The organism is Gloeocapsopsis crepidinum LEGE 06123 (genome assembly GCF_015207655.1).
Taxonomy (GTDB): Bacteria; Cyanobacteriota; Cyanobacteriia; order Cyanobacteriales; family Chroococcidiopsidaceae; genus Gloeocapsopsis; species Gloeocapsopsis crepidinum.
Map to the genome: position 1 here is coordinate 14,150 of NZ_JADEWN010000023.1, position 18,626 is coordinate 32,775.

General features: G+C 40.7%; 14 protein-coding genes, 1 pseudogene and 1 riboswitch. Of the genes and pseudogenes, 9 read left to right on the forward strand and 6 right to left on the reverse strand.

The genetic code is table 11. The annotated features are described in order from the left end of the window. Window positions 1-71 precede the first annotated feature (71 nt). From IQ230_RS11045 to IQ230_RS11055, 3 genes are all read left to right on the forward strand, one after another. Window positions 72-854: a DUF1350 family protein gene (locus IQ230_RS11045; RefSeq protein ID WP_193932050.1), complete on the forward strand. Its 783-nt coding sequence runs from the start codon at window positions 72-74 to the stop codon at window positions 852-854. Then, window positions 829-1,959, forward strand: a complete 1,131-nt coding sequence (locus IQ230_RS11050) for a SpoIIE family protein phosphatase (RefSeq protein WP_193932051.1) — start codon at window positions 829-831, stop codon at window positions 1,957-1,959. Before IQ230_RS11045 ends, IQ230_RS11050 begins: the two co-directional genes overlap by 26 nt. A 152-nt stretch (window positions 1,960-2,111) precedes the next feature. Then, window positions 2,112-2,272: riboswitch (cyclic di-AMP (ydaO/yuaA leader) on the forward strand. A gap of 114 nt (window positions 2,273-2,386) precedes the next feature. Beyond that, on the forward strand, window positions 2,387-3,049 hold the full coding sequence (locus tag IQ230_RS11055) for a universal stress protein (protein ID WP_228054766.1): 663 nt from the start codon (window positions 2,387-2,389) through the stop codon (window positions 3,047-3,049). A gap of 20 nt (window positions 3,050-3,069) precedes the next feature. Here the strand turns inward: IQ230_RS11055 and IQ230_RS11060 are convergent, their stop codons facing one another. Then, window positions 3,070-3,771 carry a pentapeptide repeat-containing protein gene (locus IQ230_RS11060; protein ID WP_193932053.1) on the reverse strand — a complete coding sequence of 234 codons (702 nt, stop codon included), beginning with the start codon at window positions 3,769-3,771 and terminating at the stop codon, window positions 3,070-3,072. Window positions 3,772-4,265: 494 nt separating this feature from the next. Here IQ230_RS11060 and IQ230_RS11065 point away from each other — a divergent pair, with 494 nt between their 5' ends. After that, window positions 4,266-4,937 carry a glutathione S-transferase gene (locus tag IQ230_RS11065; RefSeq protein ID WP_193932054.1) on the forward strand — a complete coding sequence of 224 codons (672 nt, stop codon included), beginning with the start codon at window positions 4,266-4,268 and terminating at the stop codon, window positions 4,935-4,937. A gap of 469 nt (window positions 4,938-5,406) precedes the next feature. On the opposite strand, the gene IQ230_RS11070 is transcribed toward IQ230_RS11065, so the two are convergent. Both IQ230_RS11070 and IQ230_RS11075 read right to left on the reverse strand, forming a co-directional pair. Beyond that, window positions 5,407-5,715, reverse strand: a complete 309-nt coding sequence (locus IQ230_RS11070; RefSeq protein WP_193932055.1) for a hypothetical protein — start codon at window positions 5,713-5,715, stop codon at window positions 5,407-5,409. 907 nt (window positions 5,716-6,622) lie between these two features. Continuing rightward, window positions 6,623-7,129, reverse strand: a complete 507-nt coding sequence (locus IQ230_RS11075) for a hypothetical protein (protein ID WP_193932056.1) — start codon at window positions 7,127-7,129, stop codon at window positions 6,623-6,625. A 1,489-nt stretch (window positions 7,130-8,618) separates the two neighbouring features. Between IQ230_RS11075 and IQ230_RS11080 the strand changes: the two genes are divergently transcribed. Next, window positions 8,619-8,912 carry a hypothetical protein gene (locus tag IQ230_RS11080; RefSeq protein WP_193932057.1) on the forward strand — a complete coding sequence of 98 codons (294 nt, stop codon included), beginning with the start codon at window positions 8,619-8,621 and terminating at the stop codon, window positions 8,910-8,912. Between the two features lie 124 nt (window positions 8,913-9,036). On the opposite strand, the gene map is transcribed toward IQ230_RS11080, so the two are convergent. Then, window positions 9,037-9,864 carry a type I methionyl aminopeptidase gene (map, locus tag IQ230_RS11085; RefSeq protein ID WP_193932058.1) on the reverse strand — a complete coding sequence of 276 codons (828 nt, stop codon included), beginning with the start codon at window positions 9,862-9,864 and terminating at the stop codon, window positions 9,037-9,039. Window positions 9,865-10,056: 192 nt separating this feature from the next. Continuing rightward, window positions 10,057-12,888: a M16 family metallopeptidase gene (locus IQ230_RS11090; RefSeq protein WP_193932059.1), complete on the reverse strand. Its 2,832-nt coding sequence runs from the start codon at window positions 12,886-12,888 to the stop codon at window positions 10,057-10,059. 394 nt (window positions 12,889-13,282) lie between these two features. On the opposite strand from IQ230_RS11090, the gene IQ230_RS11095 reads away from it, so the two are divergent. The 3 genes from IQ230_RS11095 (at window position 13,283) to cobA (ending at window position 15,804) form a co-directional block, all read left to right on the forward strand. After that, complete coding sequence (locus tag IQ230_RS11095; RefSeq protein WP_193932060.1) at window positions 13,283-13,972, forward strand: manganese catalase family protein; 690 nt, start codon at window positions 13,283-13,285, stop codon at window positions 13,970-13,972. A gap of 233 nt (window positions 13,973-14,205) precedes the next feature. Next, on the forward strand, window positions 14,206-14,991 hold the full coding sequence (locus tag IQ230_RS11100) for a sirohydrochlorin chelatase (RefSeq protein WP_193932061.1): 786 nt from the start codon (window positions 14,206-14,208) through the stop codon (window positions 14,989-14,991). Between the two features lie 6 nt (window positions 14,992-14,997). After that, window positions 14,998-15,804: a uroporphyrinogen-III C-methyltransferase gene (gene cobA, locus IQ230_RS11105; RefSeq protein ID WP_193932062.1), complete on the forward strand. Its 807-nt coding sequence runs from the start codon at window positions 14,998-15,000 to the stop codon at window positions 15,802-15,804. A 145-nt stretch (window positions 15,805-15,949) separates the two neighbouring features. Here cobA and IQ230_RS11110 read toward each other — a convergent pair. Continuing rightward, window positions 15,950-16,695, reverse strand: a pseudogene (locus tag IQ230_RS11110) (aminoglycoside phosphotransferase family protein). 457 nt (window positions 16,696-17,152) lie between these two features. Here IQ230_RS11110 and IQ230_RS11115 point away from each other — a divergent pair. Beyond that, window positions 17,153-18,124, forward strand: a complete 972-nt coding sequence (locus IQ230_RS11115; protein WP_193932063.1) for an RluA family pseudouridine synthase — start codon at window positions 17,153-17,155, stop codon at window positions 18,122-18,124. The last annotated feature ends 502 nt before the right edge of the window (window positions 18,125-18,626 follow it).

Genomic DNA, 18,626 nt, shown 5'->3' on the forward strand with positions numbered 1-18,626 from the left:
TAGTTGAGGCAGGCTATTTTAAACTTGCCTGTGATTTGAGACGAAATAACTAATTGAGCATAATTGATTGCATGGAATGGAAGGAAATCGCTGGTAACTGGGTTTTAGTTCCCCGCCATCCTGTGGGAATCATACATTTTCTCGGAGGAGCTTTTGTTGCGACAGCACCACAATTAACGTACCGTTGGTTGTTAGAACAACTAGGGCAAGAATATGCCATCATTGCTACTCCGTTTGTTAATACTTTAGATCACGTCGCGATCGCCGAGACTGTTTTGACCAACTTTGAGAACGCGATCGCAGAATTACACGATCGCGCGCTGCTACGTCGGCGTTACCTCCCTACCTATGGCGTAGGACACAGCATGGGGTGTAAGCTACATTTACTCATTGGTAGTTTATTCGATGTAGAACGTGCAGGGAATATTTTTATGTCTTTTAACAACTATGCTGCACGCGATGCAATTCCCTTAGTACAACAATTTACACCTACCTTTGCGGTAGAATTTACACCTTCTCCTATGGAGACGACTAACTTAGTTCGCGATCGCTATCGTGTTCGTCGCAATTTGCTGATTCAGTTTACTAATGACACGATTGACCAATCGAATGCTTTAAATCAGCTGTTACAACAGCGCTTTCCTAATATGGTTACTTTACAAACATTGCCAGGAAGTCATACAACACCTTTAGGTCAAGATGTGAGGTGGCAAACTGGAACAAACTTTACACCATTTGATGCGATGGGACAGTGGTTTAAGCAGGAAATCTATCGCGATTTAAATCAACTAAAACGCACTATTGTGTTGTGGCTCAATCCTTTTTCCCATGTCTCTAATCTTAGTAATCGATGATGACCCGACAGTACAGATCGTGCTCTCAAGGGCACTAGAAAATCAAGGTCATCAAGTTGTTGTCACTAATAATGGTGAAGATGGAGTTGCATTAGCACGCCAGTTGTATCCTGGGTTAGTTATTTGCGATTGGATGATTCAGCACAGCTGTGGGCTAGATGTTTGTCGCCAAATTAAAGCTGAACCGATATCGCTAGTATTTTTTATTTTTCTGACAGATTTAGATTCTGTAGCTGATTGCGTTCAAGCACTTAATGCTGGTGCAGATGATTTTATTACCAAGCCAATTGACCAAAATGAACTTACCGCGCGGGTACGCGCTGGATTACGCTTGCACCAAATGAGTCGGGATTTACAAAAACAAAAGCAATTGCTAGAAGCAGAATTAGGTGAAGCCGCAGATTATGTGCGATCGCTACTTCCCCCACAACTCACAGAACCACTGACTATTAGTTCTCGATTTATTCCTTCCCGAAGACTAGGTGGAGATTGTTTCGATTACTACTGGCTAGATCCTGACTATTTAGCTATTTATCTACTTGATACTGCTGGACACGGACTCGGAGCTACACTTCCCTCCATTTCAGTACTCAATATGTTACGTTCTCGCGCTCTCGATGGCATTAATTACTATCAACCAACTGATGTACTAAGAGCCTTAAACAATACTTTTCAAATGACTACTCAAAACTCCAAATACTTTACAATTTGGTATGGAGTTTACAACCGAGTGAATCGTCAACTTATTTATGCTAATGCTGGACATCCACCTGCTGTTTTATTCTCAGAAACACCTGCGTTGCAAATAACGAAACTCGATACTCCAAGTATTCCTATTGGTATGTTTCCTGATACCAACTACAAAGATAAGTTTTTTCAGATCCCTGAGTCGAGTACGCTTTATATTTTTAGCGATGGAGTATATGAGCTGCATTTGGCTGACGGTTCAATTTGGCAGCTCGATCATTTTATTGATTTACTCAGTGCCGATCATGCCGCAGGTAATTGTGATTTAGATAACATTTTATCTCAGTTAAGCCAGATAAATTCTCAAGACAGCTTTGAGGATGATTTATCGATTCTTCAAATTAGATTTGATAATTAAAGAATAAATAATATTAATTAAAAAAGCCTTTGAATACATAAGTTTTTCTTAATTTAGAAAACAAAATCAAGACGTTGCTTGGTGCAACAATCAATGGTAGAATTTAATGAATTTGAGTAAGTCAGCCTAATCTAGAATCTTCTTAAAGTTGTATTTTAAATTAACTAAGAGAAGGCTAGAACGGAGGAACCAAAATCTGGGGCGTATCTAAAATTGAGCTTTAATCATTTTGATAAAACCAAAGATTAAAGCAGAAGGACATCTCTCAGTCCTAGCCCGTCAGCTAACTTCGTAGGCATCGAGAGGAGACTGAAGAGTAAGCATTTCTACAATGACTTGTATCTCGTTCAGTGTCTGAGGCTCGTACTGCTCGTTTTTTTTGTACCTGCTTTCGACATAAGGTATCTAGCGAATGAACATCAAGCCAATGTTAGCGCGCCTACAAAGCGCAACAGAAACGAATGTCATAGAAAGAATGATGCTGCTAGCACCAGCTGCATCGCAAATTCAGGAAACCACTAAGTCGGTTGACTTGGTTGTGGGTTATAACAGTTCTCCAAACAGTCAAACAGCACTGGATCTAACCTTGTGGATTGCTCATCAAACTCGCCTAGCAACTCAAAAGCAAGTTACTGTTCACGTAGTCTATGTTCTAGAAGAACACACTCAGCATCGCCATTGCCCAATTTCTCCTACTTTTGATCTAAGCAGGTTATATAGTGAGAGTATTTCGCGAGAATTAGCTCACGTAGCCAACAGAGGTTCTCGGTCGAATGCGACGCAACATTCAGAAATGCTGCTATTACAGCCACGCATCACATCACCAGATTTGTTTGAACAAGCTGACTTAATTTTATGGCAAGCCAAGAGCCTTGCAGCAGAATGGCGGGGTTCTCTTGTTGCTCATCTGCGGTTTGGTAACGTTGCTTCAGAACTCAAAGCAGTTGTAGAGTCAGAAAATGCATCTTTGCTGTTTTTAGGTTGCAACTCAGCAAATCATTTAATCGTTCAGCAACTTGGTTCTAATTTTCCGTGTGCTGTCCTAGGTATAGACTTTGCTACAGGAAAAGTACTTGCTGGTGTTCACTAGTTGACTTTACAACTAACTCATCACAACAATTCAGCTTTTGCTAGTTCAGTTTCAACAACCTTAGCACCTTCCAAATTTGCAAAAGTTAGCTTAGCTTGACTCAAGTTTGCACCTGTAAGATCTGCTAAGGTTAAATTTGCGCCTGTAAGATCTGCTTGTGTGAGGTCAGCATCTTTCAGGCAAGCACGATATAAATTAGACTCTTTGAGATTTGCTTGCGATAGGTTTGCTCTTGTTAAGTTGCACATTGACAAAGTTGTTTTACTCAAGTTTGTCAAACTTAAATCAGTATTTGTGAAATCTGCTGCAGTTAAATCAGCATAGCTCAGGTTGGTTTCCCAAAGATTAGAACCACTCAACTTTGCCCAACTTAGATTGATTGCAACCAATTTGTTAGAAGTGATGGTTACACCCCTTAAGTTCGCATTAGTAAAGTTTTTTTCACCGGCTTGATAGCGTCGTAGCAACTCGTTAGCAGTCAATCGAGTGAGATAAGTTACTTCTGCCCCAGAATAGCACCATTGTGCTTGAATTAAGCTAGCAGCAGTATTGACAGCAACCTCATCACATTTATTCATGACGATACCGTTGCATCCATCCCACTCGCCGCCCAACATAAAAGCAATTTCATTAGCCGCAGTTGGTGTGTCGAATAAGATAACGTTTTGCTTTGGTGAAAACCAATTAGTAAATTGAAGTAGGCGTTGTGGAAGTAGTACCATTGGAAGTGAAAAACTGTTTACAGAAGAAAGACTTGTCGAGAATTACTATTATGCTGTCATCGCAACCATTAAAGATAAATATGTTCGGTCTTTAGCTAGTATAGTAAGAATCCGTTTGCCAATGAATATTGGTTTGATTCTGAACGTATTTCTTTTAATGCTTCTATCATAACTCCTTTATAACAAGTGTATAACTTGAGTTGTGAACAATGCGACGATCAGCATATATTTTGAGCCAATGCCTCTATTCTCTTTACACCTCCACTGAAAGCTGAAAGCTTACTAACATCGTTTAAAACAACAAAATGATGTTGACAAAATTACCTGTAGAAAGTTTTTATAACAGCTACAAATCGTGTAGCAGCACTAAAAAACAACATGAGCCAATAAATAAAAAAAACTAGTCTGAATCTGCATTCTAATACCGTTTGATGATGTAAGACTTATCAATTTTTCGTTATGTTGTGCAGAATAGATAACTGAAAAATAACCTTATGCTTGTCATTCACCACCTCAACAACTCCCGCTCGCAACGTATACTGTGGTTGCTAGAGGAACTCGGACTAAATTATGAAATCAAGTGCTACGAACGCGACCCAAAAACAATGCTTGCGCCAGAGTCACTGCGCGAAGTGCATCCTTTGGGTAAGTCTCCAATTATTACCGATGACGCGCTAACGCTGGCAGAATCTGGGGCTATTATCGAGTACCTAATTAAGCAATATGGTAAGGAACAGTTTGCACCTCCACCATGCACACCAGAAAGATTACAGTATACCTATTGGTTACATTATGCTGAAGGCTCTGCAATGCCGCCACTATTATTAAAGTTAGTGTTTGATCGCATTGAACAGCAGCCACTGCCTTTTTTTATCCGTCCGATCGCACGACTAATTGCGAGTCGAACTAAAAGTTCTTTTATTGAACCTCAAATTACGCAACATCTTAATTATCTAGAAGCAGAACTTGGAAAAAGCTTGTGGTTTGCGGGTGAGGAATTTACTGCAGCTGATATTCAGATGAGCTTTCCTATCGAAGTGGCAGCCGCACGAGCAGGCTTAGACGCAACTCATCCAAAGTTGATTAGCTTTCTAGATCGTATTCATGCACGTCCAGCATACCAACGTGCTCTAAAGCAAGGCGGTACTTACAAGCTTCTCAGTTAGAATGGTTGATGAGCGATCGCGCTTACAGAAATACTAAGAATTTGCAATTATTGTGAAGTTGATTTGATAATACATACTGCGATCGTGCTATTGCCTGCCAACTTAATTTACAAGCAAGGAGTCTCATTCTTGTATTTGTTGCAACTTTGAAGCAATTTGTCAATGACTGTATTGCCAACTCGATAGGTATATTCTCTAAGCCAAGACTGAAGAATTTCTGAGGGGTCTAGACCAATGCAACCTCAGAGATTTGAGAAAAGCCAACAGAACCAGTGAGCAAATTCTTTGTTAGCACAAAATCAGTGTCGAATATAACGATTAGCAATCTGTTTTTCCACAGCCATTCAGATGCACAATATCGTACTGGGCTTGTTTGCCAATCGAGTTGAGTTTATCTATTTAGGAATAGGCTTCCACACATTTGCAACACTACTACTACATAGCTATTGCCTCAACAAAAACTACAAAATTAACCCTTATCTGGATTTTCTAAAAACCTTCTCCGCATCTCCATCAAGCTGTTAATTCGAGCGTTACTAGATTTCATCGTTTCCTCTGCCATCTTCTTAATTTCAGTGTCTGAAGATTGCATTGCTCTTTGAGCTGCATCAACCATCTGCATATGTAGCAAAATCATCTCATCAATGAATGGTCTTGTTCTAGTGGCATCAAAGCGACTACGTGGATGCATTTGTGCAATAAGGTTCTGAGACTTGACAGTTTTGACATTAGCGACGACGTTGCTATCTAGTTGTGCAGCTTGTACAGTGGTTGCCATAGCTAGGTAGAAAATGGTCACAAGAGCAGAGTTTTTCAAAATCGAGTTCATAGAAATGGTTCTCCTTTATTAGTTTCTTTTCTGGTTTGTGTTAGAGTACCAACGCTGTACTAGTCTCTCTAGACAGTGTTAGAAAATGCTAGAGTATTTCAACCTTAGCAACTCAAATTATACTCAGCTCATCTGAGAACTCCCTGAGTTTTAGCTGTGAGTTTTCTAAAGTATGGATATCAACTGACAACAAAACGACTACAAAGATAATCACAATATCTAAGTAGATTTAAATAGTTAAGGATATAGAGTAGATATCTCTAAATAGTAACCATGCTAGAAAATATTATTTCTTGTCCACGCTGTGGTTATAGTCGTATATTTATAAACAGTTTCACCTATAACAGTAGTAACCAGACTTTCAAGTGCAACAGCTGTAACAGATAATTTTTTTAGATATAAAAAACAAGATGATTGAATAGAAAACCAAAATTTAATAGACACTGGACTTACACAGTTAAGTCAATTCCGCTTCACTAGTACCATGAATAAACGTTTTTCCTTTTCTTCTTCCTCAGAATTTTTGAGAGGCTTTGTTGTAATTTATACTTCGATAAGCGAGTTCTATCATAATGGATACTGTAAGTTTATCAATGTAATAAGACTTGAAACAAGCTTTCGTAACTTTGCTCATTTCACTTAATACACTAAAGCAAAATAATTTATATTTTTCTTAACAGAAAATCTCTAGAATTTATTTAATCTAAATCTCAAAGAAACACAGCTACACTAATACAAAATCTCTGTACATAATACTCACTCGTCCCACCTGCAAATAGCATAGGTAAAAATAGAAGGGGGTGAGAAAATTCAAAGAATATATATTCTATATCCCCCTACTACTCCTACTCACTCCTCACTCAGTTACGATGTATCGCTCAAGTCCAGTAAGCGGTGGTAGAGAACAAGAGATTTCGTAAGCTCCTCCAGGGGATTGGGGCACGGCAGCTATGTTGATCGTAAAATCTCCAGCACTAGTAGTAACGCAGGATATTCTCTCAGAGAAAACATTTCCGTTCGCCTGGTAGGTGCGCATCTGGCACTGAGTCGTGGCACTCGGAGGGGTACCGAAGCGTTGCAATTGAATCGTAGCAAAAGGACCATTAAAACTGTTGTCGCTGCTGCCAGTAATATCTCGGACGATAGGACAGCGCACGAGCACTGGGTTATTGGAGTTGTTGAAAATCCCACCGTTTCTGTTGACGTTAGAAACATCAGTACCCTGTGCAGGATCGCACATGCTACCTACGTAGACTTTAGCATCTCCAGCCAAGGCGGCAGTAGAAATTCCTGCTGTAGACATTAAGGTTATGGCGAGTACAAAGAGAACTCTTGACTGTGTTAAGAGTTGTGTAGGGTTCATAATTACCTATTTTTTATATTTCCAGTTGTGCTTCAAGAAAGCTTGGAGTTTGTCTGTACCTTTTGGTACATGACCAACTTTCATTTACAAAACTAATTTGAAAATTTGTATTTGTCGTTACAGAAAATCTCTGCATCTCACCTATTAAATGCTCGAAAAAACCTGAGTTAATCTCTATAGATCTCTGTTTCGTTGTTGAGAAGTGTGATATTACTACAAATTAAAAACGCCAAAACACCAAGATTTCTAAAAAATTAGTGAGGTCTTACTACCTCTGAAAATCTCGGTTACAAATTAACTGCAGTATTTGATGTAACAAAAGTAACGAATTTTGAACAAGTGCTAGAGTGGAAGCTTGGTAAAATTAGACCTACGAACAGATTGCCGAGACTTACTTCTGCCTACTTAGTAAGCTATTTGCATCAGTATTGTTAAATCAACTGTGATTACCAAAAGAAGGCTCAGCCTAGAATTACTTCTTCCATAAGTAAAAAAGCTCATTTGTACCACCGTCACTGTTTCTTAGTAGAAGCGATCAGCTACTATGCAACTGGTGAGTGCTATATCGATGCTTGTTTTTAGTTACAGCAGCTAAGATTTAGGATTTTAAAAGAGTAACGGTAAGCGATCGTGTCAGTTCACTTTTGAGTTGTGAGGATTGATTAACAATTAAACGAGTAATAGATGTTTATCACAATATAGTCTTAATACTGGTTTAAACAACCTAGCTTTGCCCTATAAGAAGTACAAAATTCTACAAACTGATTAAGCCAATGAGTAATAATTGGCAGATTTAATTATTTGGCTAGCAGTACGGCAATAGCATTATTTGAAGTGACTGCATCGTAAGCAAAACACTTGGGTATTCCAAGTCGATGGAGATGATAATAACCTAGACATCGTTTTTTCACTTCTGTGGACTTTCTCAAAAATCTCTTACCCTACGTCGATCGAGGTTAAACTGCTTTAAATGCAGTAACTATAAGTGAATGTCCTAAATCAATGCTACAAATTTGTAAATTATTCTTACACAGCGGTGGTATCTTACGTAAAAAGAAACGACAGCATCGCACTCTTGTCAATTTTTTCTAAAAAGTGTCTGAGTTAGAGATCGCTAACTGCATAATTCTCTGCTATCAGACCGATAAATATATAGGCGGAGCAATTTGCCTAATCTACTCTATATACTGAACCCCATATTTGTAGCCCAAGCCCTGGTTTTATGCTAGGGCTTTATAATTGTTGCTTATACTGATGATATTTTTATCCTGCATTTGCCAGTATTGATTTACCGTAATACTCTCAGACTGGCGGGTTGAACGTGCGCTATAAGCTGAGCTTGAAGAAGACGTTAGTTCAGGAGTTCTGCGAGTTATGTTCAAAACACTTGCCCTATTGCCATATTCGCTATGCATTTTAATGGTTTTGATTGAGAAAACTTATGCTGCATTATTGAAGATAGAGCAACCTAGCTAATAGGGAAAATAAGATGACATCAGTTAAAAACGAGCGTCCTCATAGTTTAATGCCAACACTATTAGAAATTCGCGATAGTGGTAAGTGCGGTATGCTAGAGTTTTCTTGTGTAGTTGATGAGCTGAAAGCTACGGGTCATGAAGAAGTAGCAGCTTGGCTAGAAAGTCATGAAGCAAGTTATAGGAAGATAATTACGCAGGAATTTTCTCAATGGCTCAAAGAACACTTCCCTGACGAGCCAGAATCAATAGCTCAAGATGCAGCTGCGGCAACTGGATTAGAAATGCCAGAAGACTCATTTAGTTGATCGTAATAATAGGCAGTTGAGCGATCGCATTTTAAGAAGGGCGAATTACATTTACCGCTAGATAAATAAGTCCACCTCTGTGGACTTACTCATGCGAAGCCTCAAGTTTAGTTGTAGGGATAATCTAAAGTTTTGTTCGATCTGTCAGAATTTCATACCCACTATCAGTTACTAACACAGTATGCTCAAACTGAGCAGAAAGAGAGTTATCTATAGTTACAGCTGTCCAGCGATCGCTTAATGTCCGAGTTAACTTAGAACCAGCATTCAAGATTGGCTCGATTGCGAGTGTCATCCCTGCTCTTAACTTGACATTCGGCATTTCTCGCGTACGGAAGTTAAACACTGAAGGTTCTTCGTGGAGATTGCGACCGACACCATGACCTGTAAAGTCTTCTACAATAACAAAACCGTTGGTTTCTACATGGTCTTGAATTGCGCCGGCAATATCCATAAGGTAGTTTCCAGCCTTGACTTGTGCGATACCTTTGTATAACGCCTCTTCAGCTACCTGAATTAATTTTGCAGCTTCAGGTGTAACTTCGCCAACAGCAATAGTAATACACGAGTCACCATGAAAGCCCTGATGATAAGCGCCTGTATCTACTTTTAAAACATCCCCAGTCCGAATAACTTTCTTTGAATTGGGAATACCGTGCACGACTTCGTTGTTAATACTTGCACAAATTGAACCAGGAAAGCCGTGATAGCCTTTGAAGCTAGGAGTTGCGTCCATCTCACGGATGCGTTTTTCGGCATAAGCATCTAAATCAGCTGTCGTCATTCCTGGTTGTACCATCTCAGAAATTTCTTTGAGCACAGTGGCAACAATCTTTGCTGATTGCCGCATAATATCTATTTCGCGTGCTGATTTAATTTCAATACCTCTGCGTTGCTTTTTTTGACGCGGGGCTGGAGTCGGTTGAGATAGTAAATTGCTAAGAATGTTCATGAGATACCGATGGGATGACTGAGGATATATAGATTAGGAATGACGATGACAGCAGTTTTTAGATAGATAGACTACAGAAGGTATATCAATATGCGAATCGCCTGTTAAAGCATTTTAATAAAGTATTACTTCCTATCTTAAAGTAATTTATCTTTACCTGAGCGTACTGCTCGCTGCAGGCGATCGCAATTTTTATCTGTTAGTGGTACTTATTCCTGGTCCTGCAGTCACTACCACAATATTATTTGGTTGGAGCAACTCTTTTGCTGCTTGATTCACTTGGTTAAGAGTTACTGCCTGTAGTTTTTGCGAAAATGCCCGTAGTTCTTCAGCACTCAGTTCATTAACAGCATTGATTAAAATTTGATTGGCAATATGATCTGGGTTTGCCAAGGAAACAGTGTAACCGCTTGTAAGCGATCGCTTTGCAGTATCTAATTCATCTTGGTTTACTCCTTGAGTATGAACTTGCTGCAACAATTGAATTGTGCTGGCGATCGCCCGTGTTGCATCTTCAGGTGACGTTTGCATTTGAATTAAAAATGGACCTGCATGTCTGCCTGCTTGAAAATAGCTATAGATGCCGTAAGTTAAACCAAGGCGATCGCGAATTTCAGTTCCCAGACGACTTGATAGCGTATCCCCGCCCAAAATTTGATTTAACACTAAGGCACTGTAGTAGCGTGGATCTCGTCGTTCAATACCCTTGTAACCCATAAAAGTCACTGCTTGGGTTTTACCAGGAAGAACAGGATTTTGCTGTACCACTGATTTTGGTGGTGACACGTGCGGATAATTGACAGTAGGCGCTTCACCTTGGAAACGCCAGCCCTTGAGTTGCTGTTCGAGAAGCGATCGCACTTGTTGTGGCTCAAAATCTCCCACAAAAGTCAAGATAACTCGATCGGGACGATAATGCTGCTGATAAAACCGCATGACATCTTCACGGCTAATTTGTTGTAAGCTTTCTGCGGTGGGAAAACTATGGTATGGATGGTTTGGCGGATAAATAGTTTGTTGAAATTGACGCCGCGCTACTTGTGCAGGTGAATCCAACTCTAGCTTTAAATTCGTCAAAGCACGTTGTCGGGCAAGTTCCAATTCATTGGCAGGAAAGTTCGCATTTTGCATAACATCTGCAAATGTCTGAACTAAAACTGGTAAATCGGTAGCTAAGCTGTAGCCAGTAACATCAACTCCTTCACGAAAAGCGGCGAATTCCAAGCTAGCCCCCTGATTTTCTAATGCTGCTGCTAATATCTGGGCATTTTTAGTTTTAGTACCATTCATCAAGTTATCTGCTGTCAGGGTAGCAAGTCCTGCTGTCGCGTTGGCATCATATTCTGAACCTGCTTTGATGTAGCCGCTTAGTGTCACTGTTGGCGTACTTTTATCAGCTAAGAGTAAGACTTCTAATCCGTTGGTTAGTTTAAATTGCTCAGGTAACTGACGTACTGTTGGTGTTGCCGATTCAATTTGTGGGAGGTACTTTGCCACCTCTGCGGGGTCAGCGGGTGGTCCTGCGGCGAGACTTTCGTGTGTTTGAACTGCCTCCTCAGTACCAGCAGATCCTTCTTGAAGTGTGGTTGGTTCAAAAAAGCCGACTGTGCGCTTTTGTGGTTGAAGGTAAGTTTTAGCAACGCGCTGGACATCTGCTGCTGTGACTTGCTCAATTGCTGCCAAATAGCGATCGCTGTATCGATAATTGCCTGCCGTAGATTGGTCGAAGCCTAATTGCATAGCTTGCGAGGTAATATCGCGATTACTTAAAATGATTGTGGCTCTGACTAAGGCTTTAGCGCGGTTGACTTCTTCTTGTGTTACTCCTTTCGTTTGGAGTTGAGCGATCGCCTGTTGTATAACACTGTCAATTTTTGGCAACGCCTGACCTGGAACAGCAGTTGCCGCTAGCCTATACCAACCAGATGACTTCATGCTAGCAACTGAACCCATCGCATCACTCGCTAAACCTGTTTCAATTAAAGCTTGATACAACCGTGAATTTCTGCCTTCACTGATGATATAGTCCATGACATCAAGTGTTGGTACATCAGGGTGATTGACGTCTGGTAAAGGATAAACTGTTTGTAATAAAGCTGCTGCACCTGGTTCTTGCAGGACAATTGGGCTTTCAGGTGTTTGTGGTTGATTGTTTTGGCGATCTTGGCTACTTGTTGGCTTTTGACTTTGAATTAAGATTGCTCTGAGTTGTTGTGTTCTGCTTGGCGTTGCTACCTTGCGATTGGCTACTTTACCAAAAGTTTCTTTAATCGCTGCCAATGCTGTATTTGTATCAAAATCTCCCACAACGACTAACGTTGCATTGTCTGGACTATAGTAATTGCGGTAGTATTCACGCACTTGCTCGACTGTAAATTTTTGCACATCTGCTTTTGTACCACCTACAGGTAATCCGTAAGGGCTATTGGGAAACACTGCTTGCATGACAGCACGACTAAGGCGATAACCTGGCTCGTTTTCGTATCCTTGTAACTCTGAAATAACAACTCGTTTTTCGTTTTCCAGTTCCTGAGGATCTATCAAAGCGTTTTGCATGCGGTCTGCTTCTAGCGTTAGCAATGTTTGCAGCTTACTACGCTCAACTGTGCCAAAATATGCCGTTTGGTCATAGCTAGTAAATGCATTAGAGTCACTTCCTAAAGCACTAAACAAACGTCCAAACTGAATTGGGCGCTCAGTAGTGCCTTTAAATAGCATATGCTCTAATTGGTGGGCAATCCCATTTACTCCTGGTGCTTCGTCCCGCGAACCAATCTGATACCATACTTGTACACTCACAACTGGTGCAGTCGGAACTTCTTTTGTGAGGACTGTTAGCCCATTTTCTAATATGGTTTTGCGAACATTGTCTGTAACTGAAAGCGGCTTGATTGCTGATACATCAGCGTTTTGTGTAGGTGCTGGTTGTGTTACAGCCCAACTACTATTAAGTAGTAAAACCCCGCAAAGGCAAATGCTAAATAATAGAATTGCTAACCGCTGGCGGCGTTTAGAGAACAGCACGAGTCTTTATTCCTTACAACTAATATTTTTTAATATTTTGAATTGACCTTCTTAGATTATTTTTGTTTCCTCACCGCATTGCAGTTAATCTCAATTCGCTACGGTTATTTAATGTATAATAATTAACTTTAAATATGTTGCGAGATCTACACTATATTAATCTTTTAGCTTAACCGTAAAAAAGCTAGAAAAGCACCGCTTGATGCTTACTTTGGATAGAGATATTAGAGTTATGAAATCTTTCTTGCGGAGTAAGTATGAGTTAGTTATCAAGACTAATATTGTAAAAAGATTACAAACTTGTTGGAATTTAATTCCAGTCAGTTGATTGCAGCTATTTTACCATAAGTTGTCTAATTAAATCTAAATCACTGCCGTAAAAGAGAGGAACGCCGTGTTTTTTCACAAGAAAGAACCAATCCACGTAGTAAACATCAACGAGGCAAACCCCCGTTTTGCACAGTTGCTTCTAGAGCAGTTTGGGGGAGCAACAGGTGAACTTTCTGCTGCTTTACAATACTGGGTACAGTCATTCCACGTCGAGCATCCTGGTATCAAAGATATGCTTCAGGATATTGCGATTGAAGAATTTGGTCACTTAGAAATGGTGGGCAAACTGATTGAAGGGCACACCAAAAACGTAGATCAAACAGAAGCTTATAAAAGCACATTGTTTGCCGTACGCGGTATGGGACCTCACTTTTTAGATAGCCAAGGTAACGCTTGGTCAGCTACCTATCTTAATGAAGGTGGCAACGTAGTTCGTGACCTACGGGCTAATATTGCCGCTGAAGCAGGTGCGCGTCAAACCTATGAAGATCTCATTAAGCTAGCCCCTGATGAAGGTACTAAAAAGACTTTAGTCCATCTACTTACCAGAGAAATCTCGCACACCCAAATGTTCATGAAGGCACTAGATTCTCTAGGTAAGCTTACTGATCCGTTCTTTGGTGAAATTCAGCCAGATGAGACAGTAGATATTTATTACAATCTATCTACAAATGGTAAGCAAGATGAGCGCGGTCCTTGGAATTCTGAGCCTACCTTCCGCTACATTGCCGATCCTGTTGCTGATAAGCACTAAAGTACTTAGTCAGCGATTGTAGAAAATAAATTTTAGAAGGTCAGTAGGAGTTTTACCTACTGACCTTTTAGGTTTTTACAAAACCTAAATTTTTAAGCGTTACAATCAAAGTTCTCCAAGATTTTAACTTTAGCTACAGTCGTACAAAATGGATAAAAATGATACAGAACAAATTATGAACAAGGTTTTAATTATAATAGCTAAAAGATAACGATATTGATATTACTTGGTTAATGCCATCTGCTTATTTGCTGGTATCACATGGAAGTCGCGACCCGCGACCAGAAGTTGCTATGGAGCAGTTGGTTAGGTTAATCTCTTACTCGCCAGCACAAATTAGTGTAAGTAATCAGCAACGTTCTGGAAACAATCGTTTTCATCGCTTGCCTACTGTAGACATCAGTCCAACTAAGCAGCTACTGGTTGATAAAGCGTGTTTAGAGCTAAGTCCATTGTCATTAGTACAGCAAATCGTAGAATTTAGCGATCGCGCCCTTACTCAAGGCTATAACAAAGTTCAGATCGTACCAGTATTTCTCTTACCAGGAACGCACGTTAAAGAAGATATTCCTGCTCAAGTTGCGATCGCTCAACAAACTTTAGGAGAAAAAGTCATACTTGATTTACAACCACATCTTGGTACGCATCCAGGTTTAGTGCAATTGTTAGCCAAGATGGCTACGAAGGACATTGAAACTTGGATTTTGTTGTCTCACGGCAGTCGCCGCCCTGGTGCAAAAGAGCCAGTCAAAGCAATAGCAAAGCAACTGAATGCCGTAGATGCATATTGGGCAATAGCACCAAGTTTAGAATCACGCGTACAAGCGCTAGTAAATGCAGGTTATCAGCAAATTGGCATTGCACCTTACTTTCTCTTTGCAGGAGGGATTACTGATGAGATCTCCCAATCAGTAGCGCAATTACAAATGCGATTCCCAAGTATAAATTTACATTTAACAGAACCAATCGGCGCGAGTGCTGAGTTAGCTAGTTTAATCTGGGATTTGGTTGAGAAATAAGCCACAATGCACACAGAGAGAGAGGAATTGGGTAAGGTTTATTTGGTGGGTGCAGGACCTGGAGATCCAGGATTAATGACGCTGAAGGGTAAGGGATTGCTAGAGTGTGCCGATGTTGTCATCTACGATGCATTAGTCAGTTCTGCAATATTAATGATGATTAACCCACAGGCAGAAAAAATCCATGCGGGAAAGCGTCGGGGACGTCATTCGTTAATTCAGGAAGAAATTACGCAACTCCTCATTGAAAAGGCAAGAGATAACACAATTGTCGTCAGGCTAAAAGGTGGCGATCCGTTTGTTTTTGGTCGCGGCGGTGAAGAAATGGCGGACTTAGTGAAAGCTGGAGTTCCTGTTGAAGTTGTTCCTGGGATTACTTCAGGTATAGCTGCACCGGCTTATGCTGGAATTCCATTAACGCATCGTAGCTACAGTTCTTCAGTCACTTTTGTAACAGGACATGAAGCAGCAGGAAAGTATAGCCCAGTTGTTAACTGGCAGGCGATCGCTCATGGTTCCGAAACAATTGTGATCTACATGGGAATCCACAATCTGCCCCATATTATCGAACAATTACACGCAGCCGGATTAAGTTTAGAAACCCCCATAGCTTTAGTTCGCTGGGGTACGCGCCCTGAACAAGAAGAACTAACAGGCACATTAGCCACAATTGCAGCACAGATGGAAGCAAAAGAATTCAGTGCACCAGCGATCGCTGTAATTGGTAAGGTTGTAAAGATGCATGAGATTTTATCTAGCTGTCGCCCACTGGGAAAGATAGATATGGCTCATGTAACAGAGGTCATAAATTAAAGGTCGCACAGCTTTAAGTAAAATTCTTCCTCAAAATAGTTTTCCCTACGTAAAGTGACATCAGTAGTTGGAGGGCATCGGCGAATGCGGCATTGGTATTATGTGGTGTCATCTCTGAAATAGTTTTCTTGAGCATATTGATGAGTCATATATCATCGGTTTGCTGAGCATCAGTAAGCACTTCATCGATTACGTGTCGGGCTTTTTCCGCTTCTAAGGGGTTGGTCTTGATATGTTCGACAAGTGTAATCAGCGCCTTCCATAGTGCCCAACCTCTACCTCGCGCCCAGGTTGCGCTATCTACTGGAACAGACGCACGAAACGCTTGCCGACTTTCCCCGCTCAATAGTGTCCACGCAATGGTCAAGTCGCAGGCAGGATCGCCGACTCCTGAACACCCAAAGTCAATGACAGCACTCAATTGTCCTTTTTTCACTAGCAAGTTCGCTGCACTGACATCTCCATGAACCCAAACGGGTGAACCGTGCCATGTTGCCTCAAGGGCTGCTTCCCACACCGCGATCGCTGCGTTGGTATCAATCTCATTGTCTAACGTTGCCACTGATTGTCGAGTATCCGCATCGTAAGTTGTTAGCGACCCACCACGAAAAAAGTTATGCGACCCAGGCGGCGGACCATCTGCTGGATCAATCCGCTGCAAGGCAGCAAGGAACTGAGCAAGCGCGATCGCAAATTGATAGAGATCAGCTATGCGCTCAGGTGCAGCGTTCTCTCCTTCAAGCCAACGGTAGATAGACCAGTGCCAGGGATAGCCATCGCTAGAGGGATAGGGATTGGAAGCGGTAGAAGTGGCGCAAGTTTCGGCAACCATTGGTGTTCTTTTTCTACTTGAGCGGAGTACCTTTGGGCGCTTGGCAGTCTCACGGACATATTCTCACCTAAATGAAAGGTTCTATTGTCCACTCCACCGAATGCAACTGGCTTGATAGGAAGGTCTGCCCATTGGGGAAACTGTACGGCGACCAACTGCTCTACAAGTGATATGTTGATGTCTACTTTTGTGAAAGGCACGTTACCAGAGTATATAAGAACTGTACTTTTGTAGTATATATACTACAAAAGTACAGTGTATTAAAAACGTACTACAAAGTTTTTGAAATCGTAGAAGTCGTCAATGTTATCTAAAGTGTTGATGTTGTGTCTTGGGGTCTAACGGCAAAACGTAGCAGTAAAAGAAATACTTCCTGTATCACTAAATTTGATTTTTAATAGTGTAAGACTCTCAAAAAATATGTAGCAAGTTGCCAGCCGAATGCAGTTCATTTTCAAAACAGAATTTATATTAGTCACAATAGAAATTGATGACTTTTGTTGAGTTGATTCTGAATTGATAATCGACATTCAAGTACAAGCACAAAGCGATCGCCTTGACCGTTATTTGGCACAAGAATTACCTGATTTATCGCGATCGCGTATCCAACACCTCATTGAACAAGGACAAATACAAGTTAACGATCAAGTTTGTACGTCCAAAAAAGTTACTGTAAAACCAGGTGAGCGCATCACAATTAAAATTCCTGATGTGCAACCGCTAGATTTACAACCGGAAAATATCCCGCTAGATATTCTTTATGAAGATGCCTCGCTATTAATTATTAACAAACCAGTAGGTTTAGTCGTTCATCCAGCACCAGGTCATGCTAAAGGTACATTAGTCAATGCCTTACTCGCACACTGCCCTAACTTACCTGGTATTGGCGGCGTACAGCGTCCTGGAATTGTGCATCGCCTGGATAAAGACACAACAGGTGCGATCGCGGTCGCTAAAACGGATTTTGCGCAACAACATCTCCAGGCACAACTCAAAGCGAAAACTGCCCGTAGGGAATATCTAGGCGTTGTCTATGGCGTTCCTAAAACTGAAAGCGGTACAGTTGACCTTCCTATCGGTCGTCATCCAGTAGACCGTAAAAAAATGGCTGTTGTTTCTATAGAAAAGGGAGGACGTTCTGCTGTTACTCACTGGCAGGTTCAAGAAAGATTAGGTAACTATACCTTGATGCACTTTCAGCTAGAAACAGGACGTACGCATCAAATTCGCGTTCATTGTGCTGCTATGGGTCATCCAATCGTCGGAGATCCTGTTTATAATTCTGGTCATTCAGTTGGTGTCAATCTTCCTGGACAAGCACTCCATGCTTGGAAACTTAGGTTACAGCATCCTGTTACTAGAGAAGCAATTGAGGCGATCGCGCCTTTGCCAGCTAGCCTTACCACGCTTTTACAAGTGTTACGTCGCCGGATAGCGATCGCTATCATGATGTTCTGCTTAGCTATTTGCCACATATCTATTAGCTAAAGAATTGCAACAACTAATGGAAATATTTAGACACAACTCCTTTACATTTTTTAATAAAATTTATCTTAATACAATTATGTTATATGCAGCCAAAACCCTAATATTGTGTAATTAAGGGAAAAATAAAGAAAAAATAAAGAAAAAATATTTAGCTTCAGTAAGTATAAATACGTGAAGTTTTGTTGCAGAGAAATGAGGCGATTTAGCAGGGTAATCCTTGTGCCATAGGGGTTTGACGTTTTATTTAGCAAACACAGGAAAAACTTAACAACTTGTAAAAAATAATGACACGAGGGCATTGTATAAAGAGTACCTGGAGGGGTTAAGTAACAGGCAAAAGCAACAAAAAACACTCGTAATCAAGTTAATGACTTTCTCATAAAAGTCACGCAATTTCTCAGATTTCTCTCTTGTTACCGTCTGATCCCCGATTCACGGCGACCAAGAAAAATTGAAACTTGAATACAGTGTTGAAGCTAAGGTCTGTTGCAGTCAATTCCAA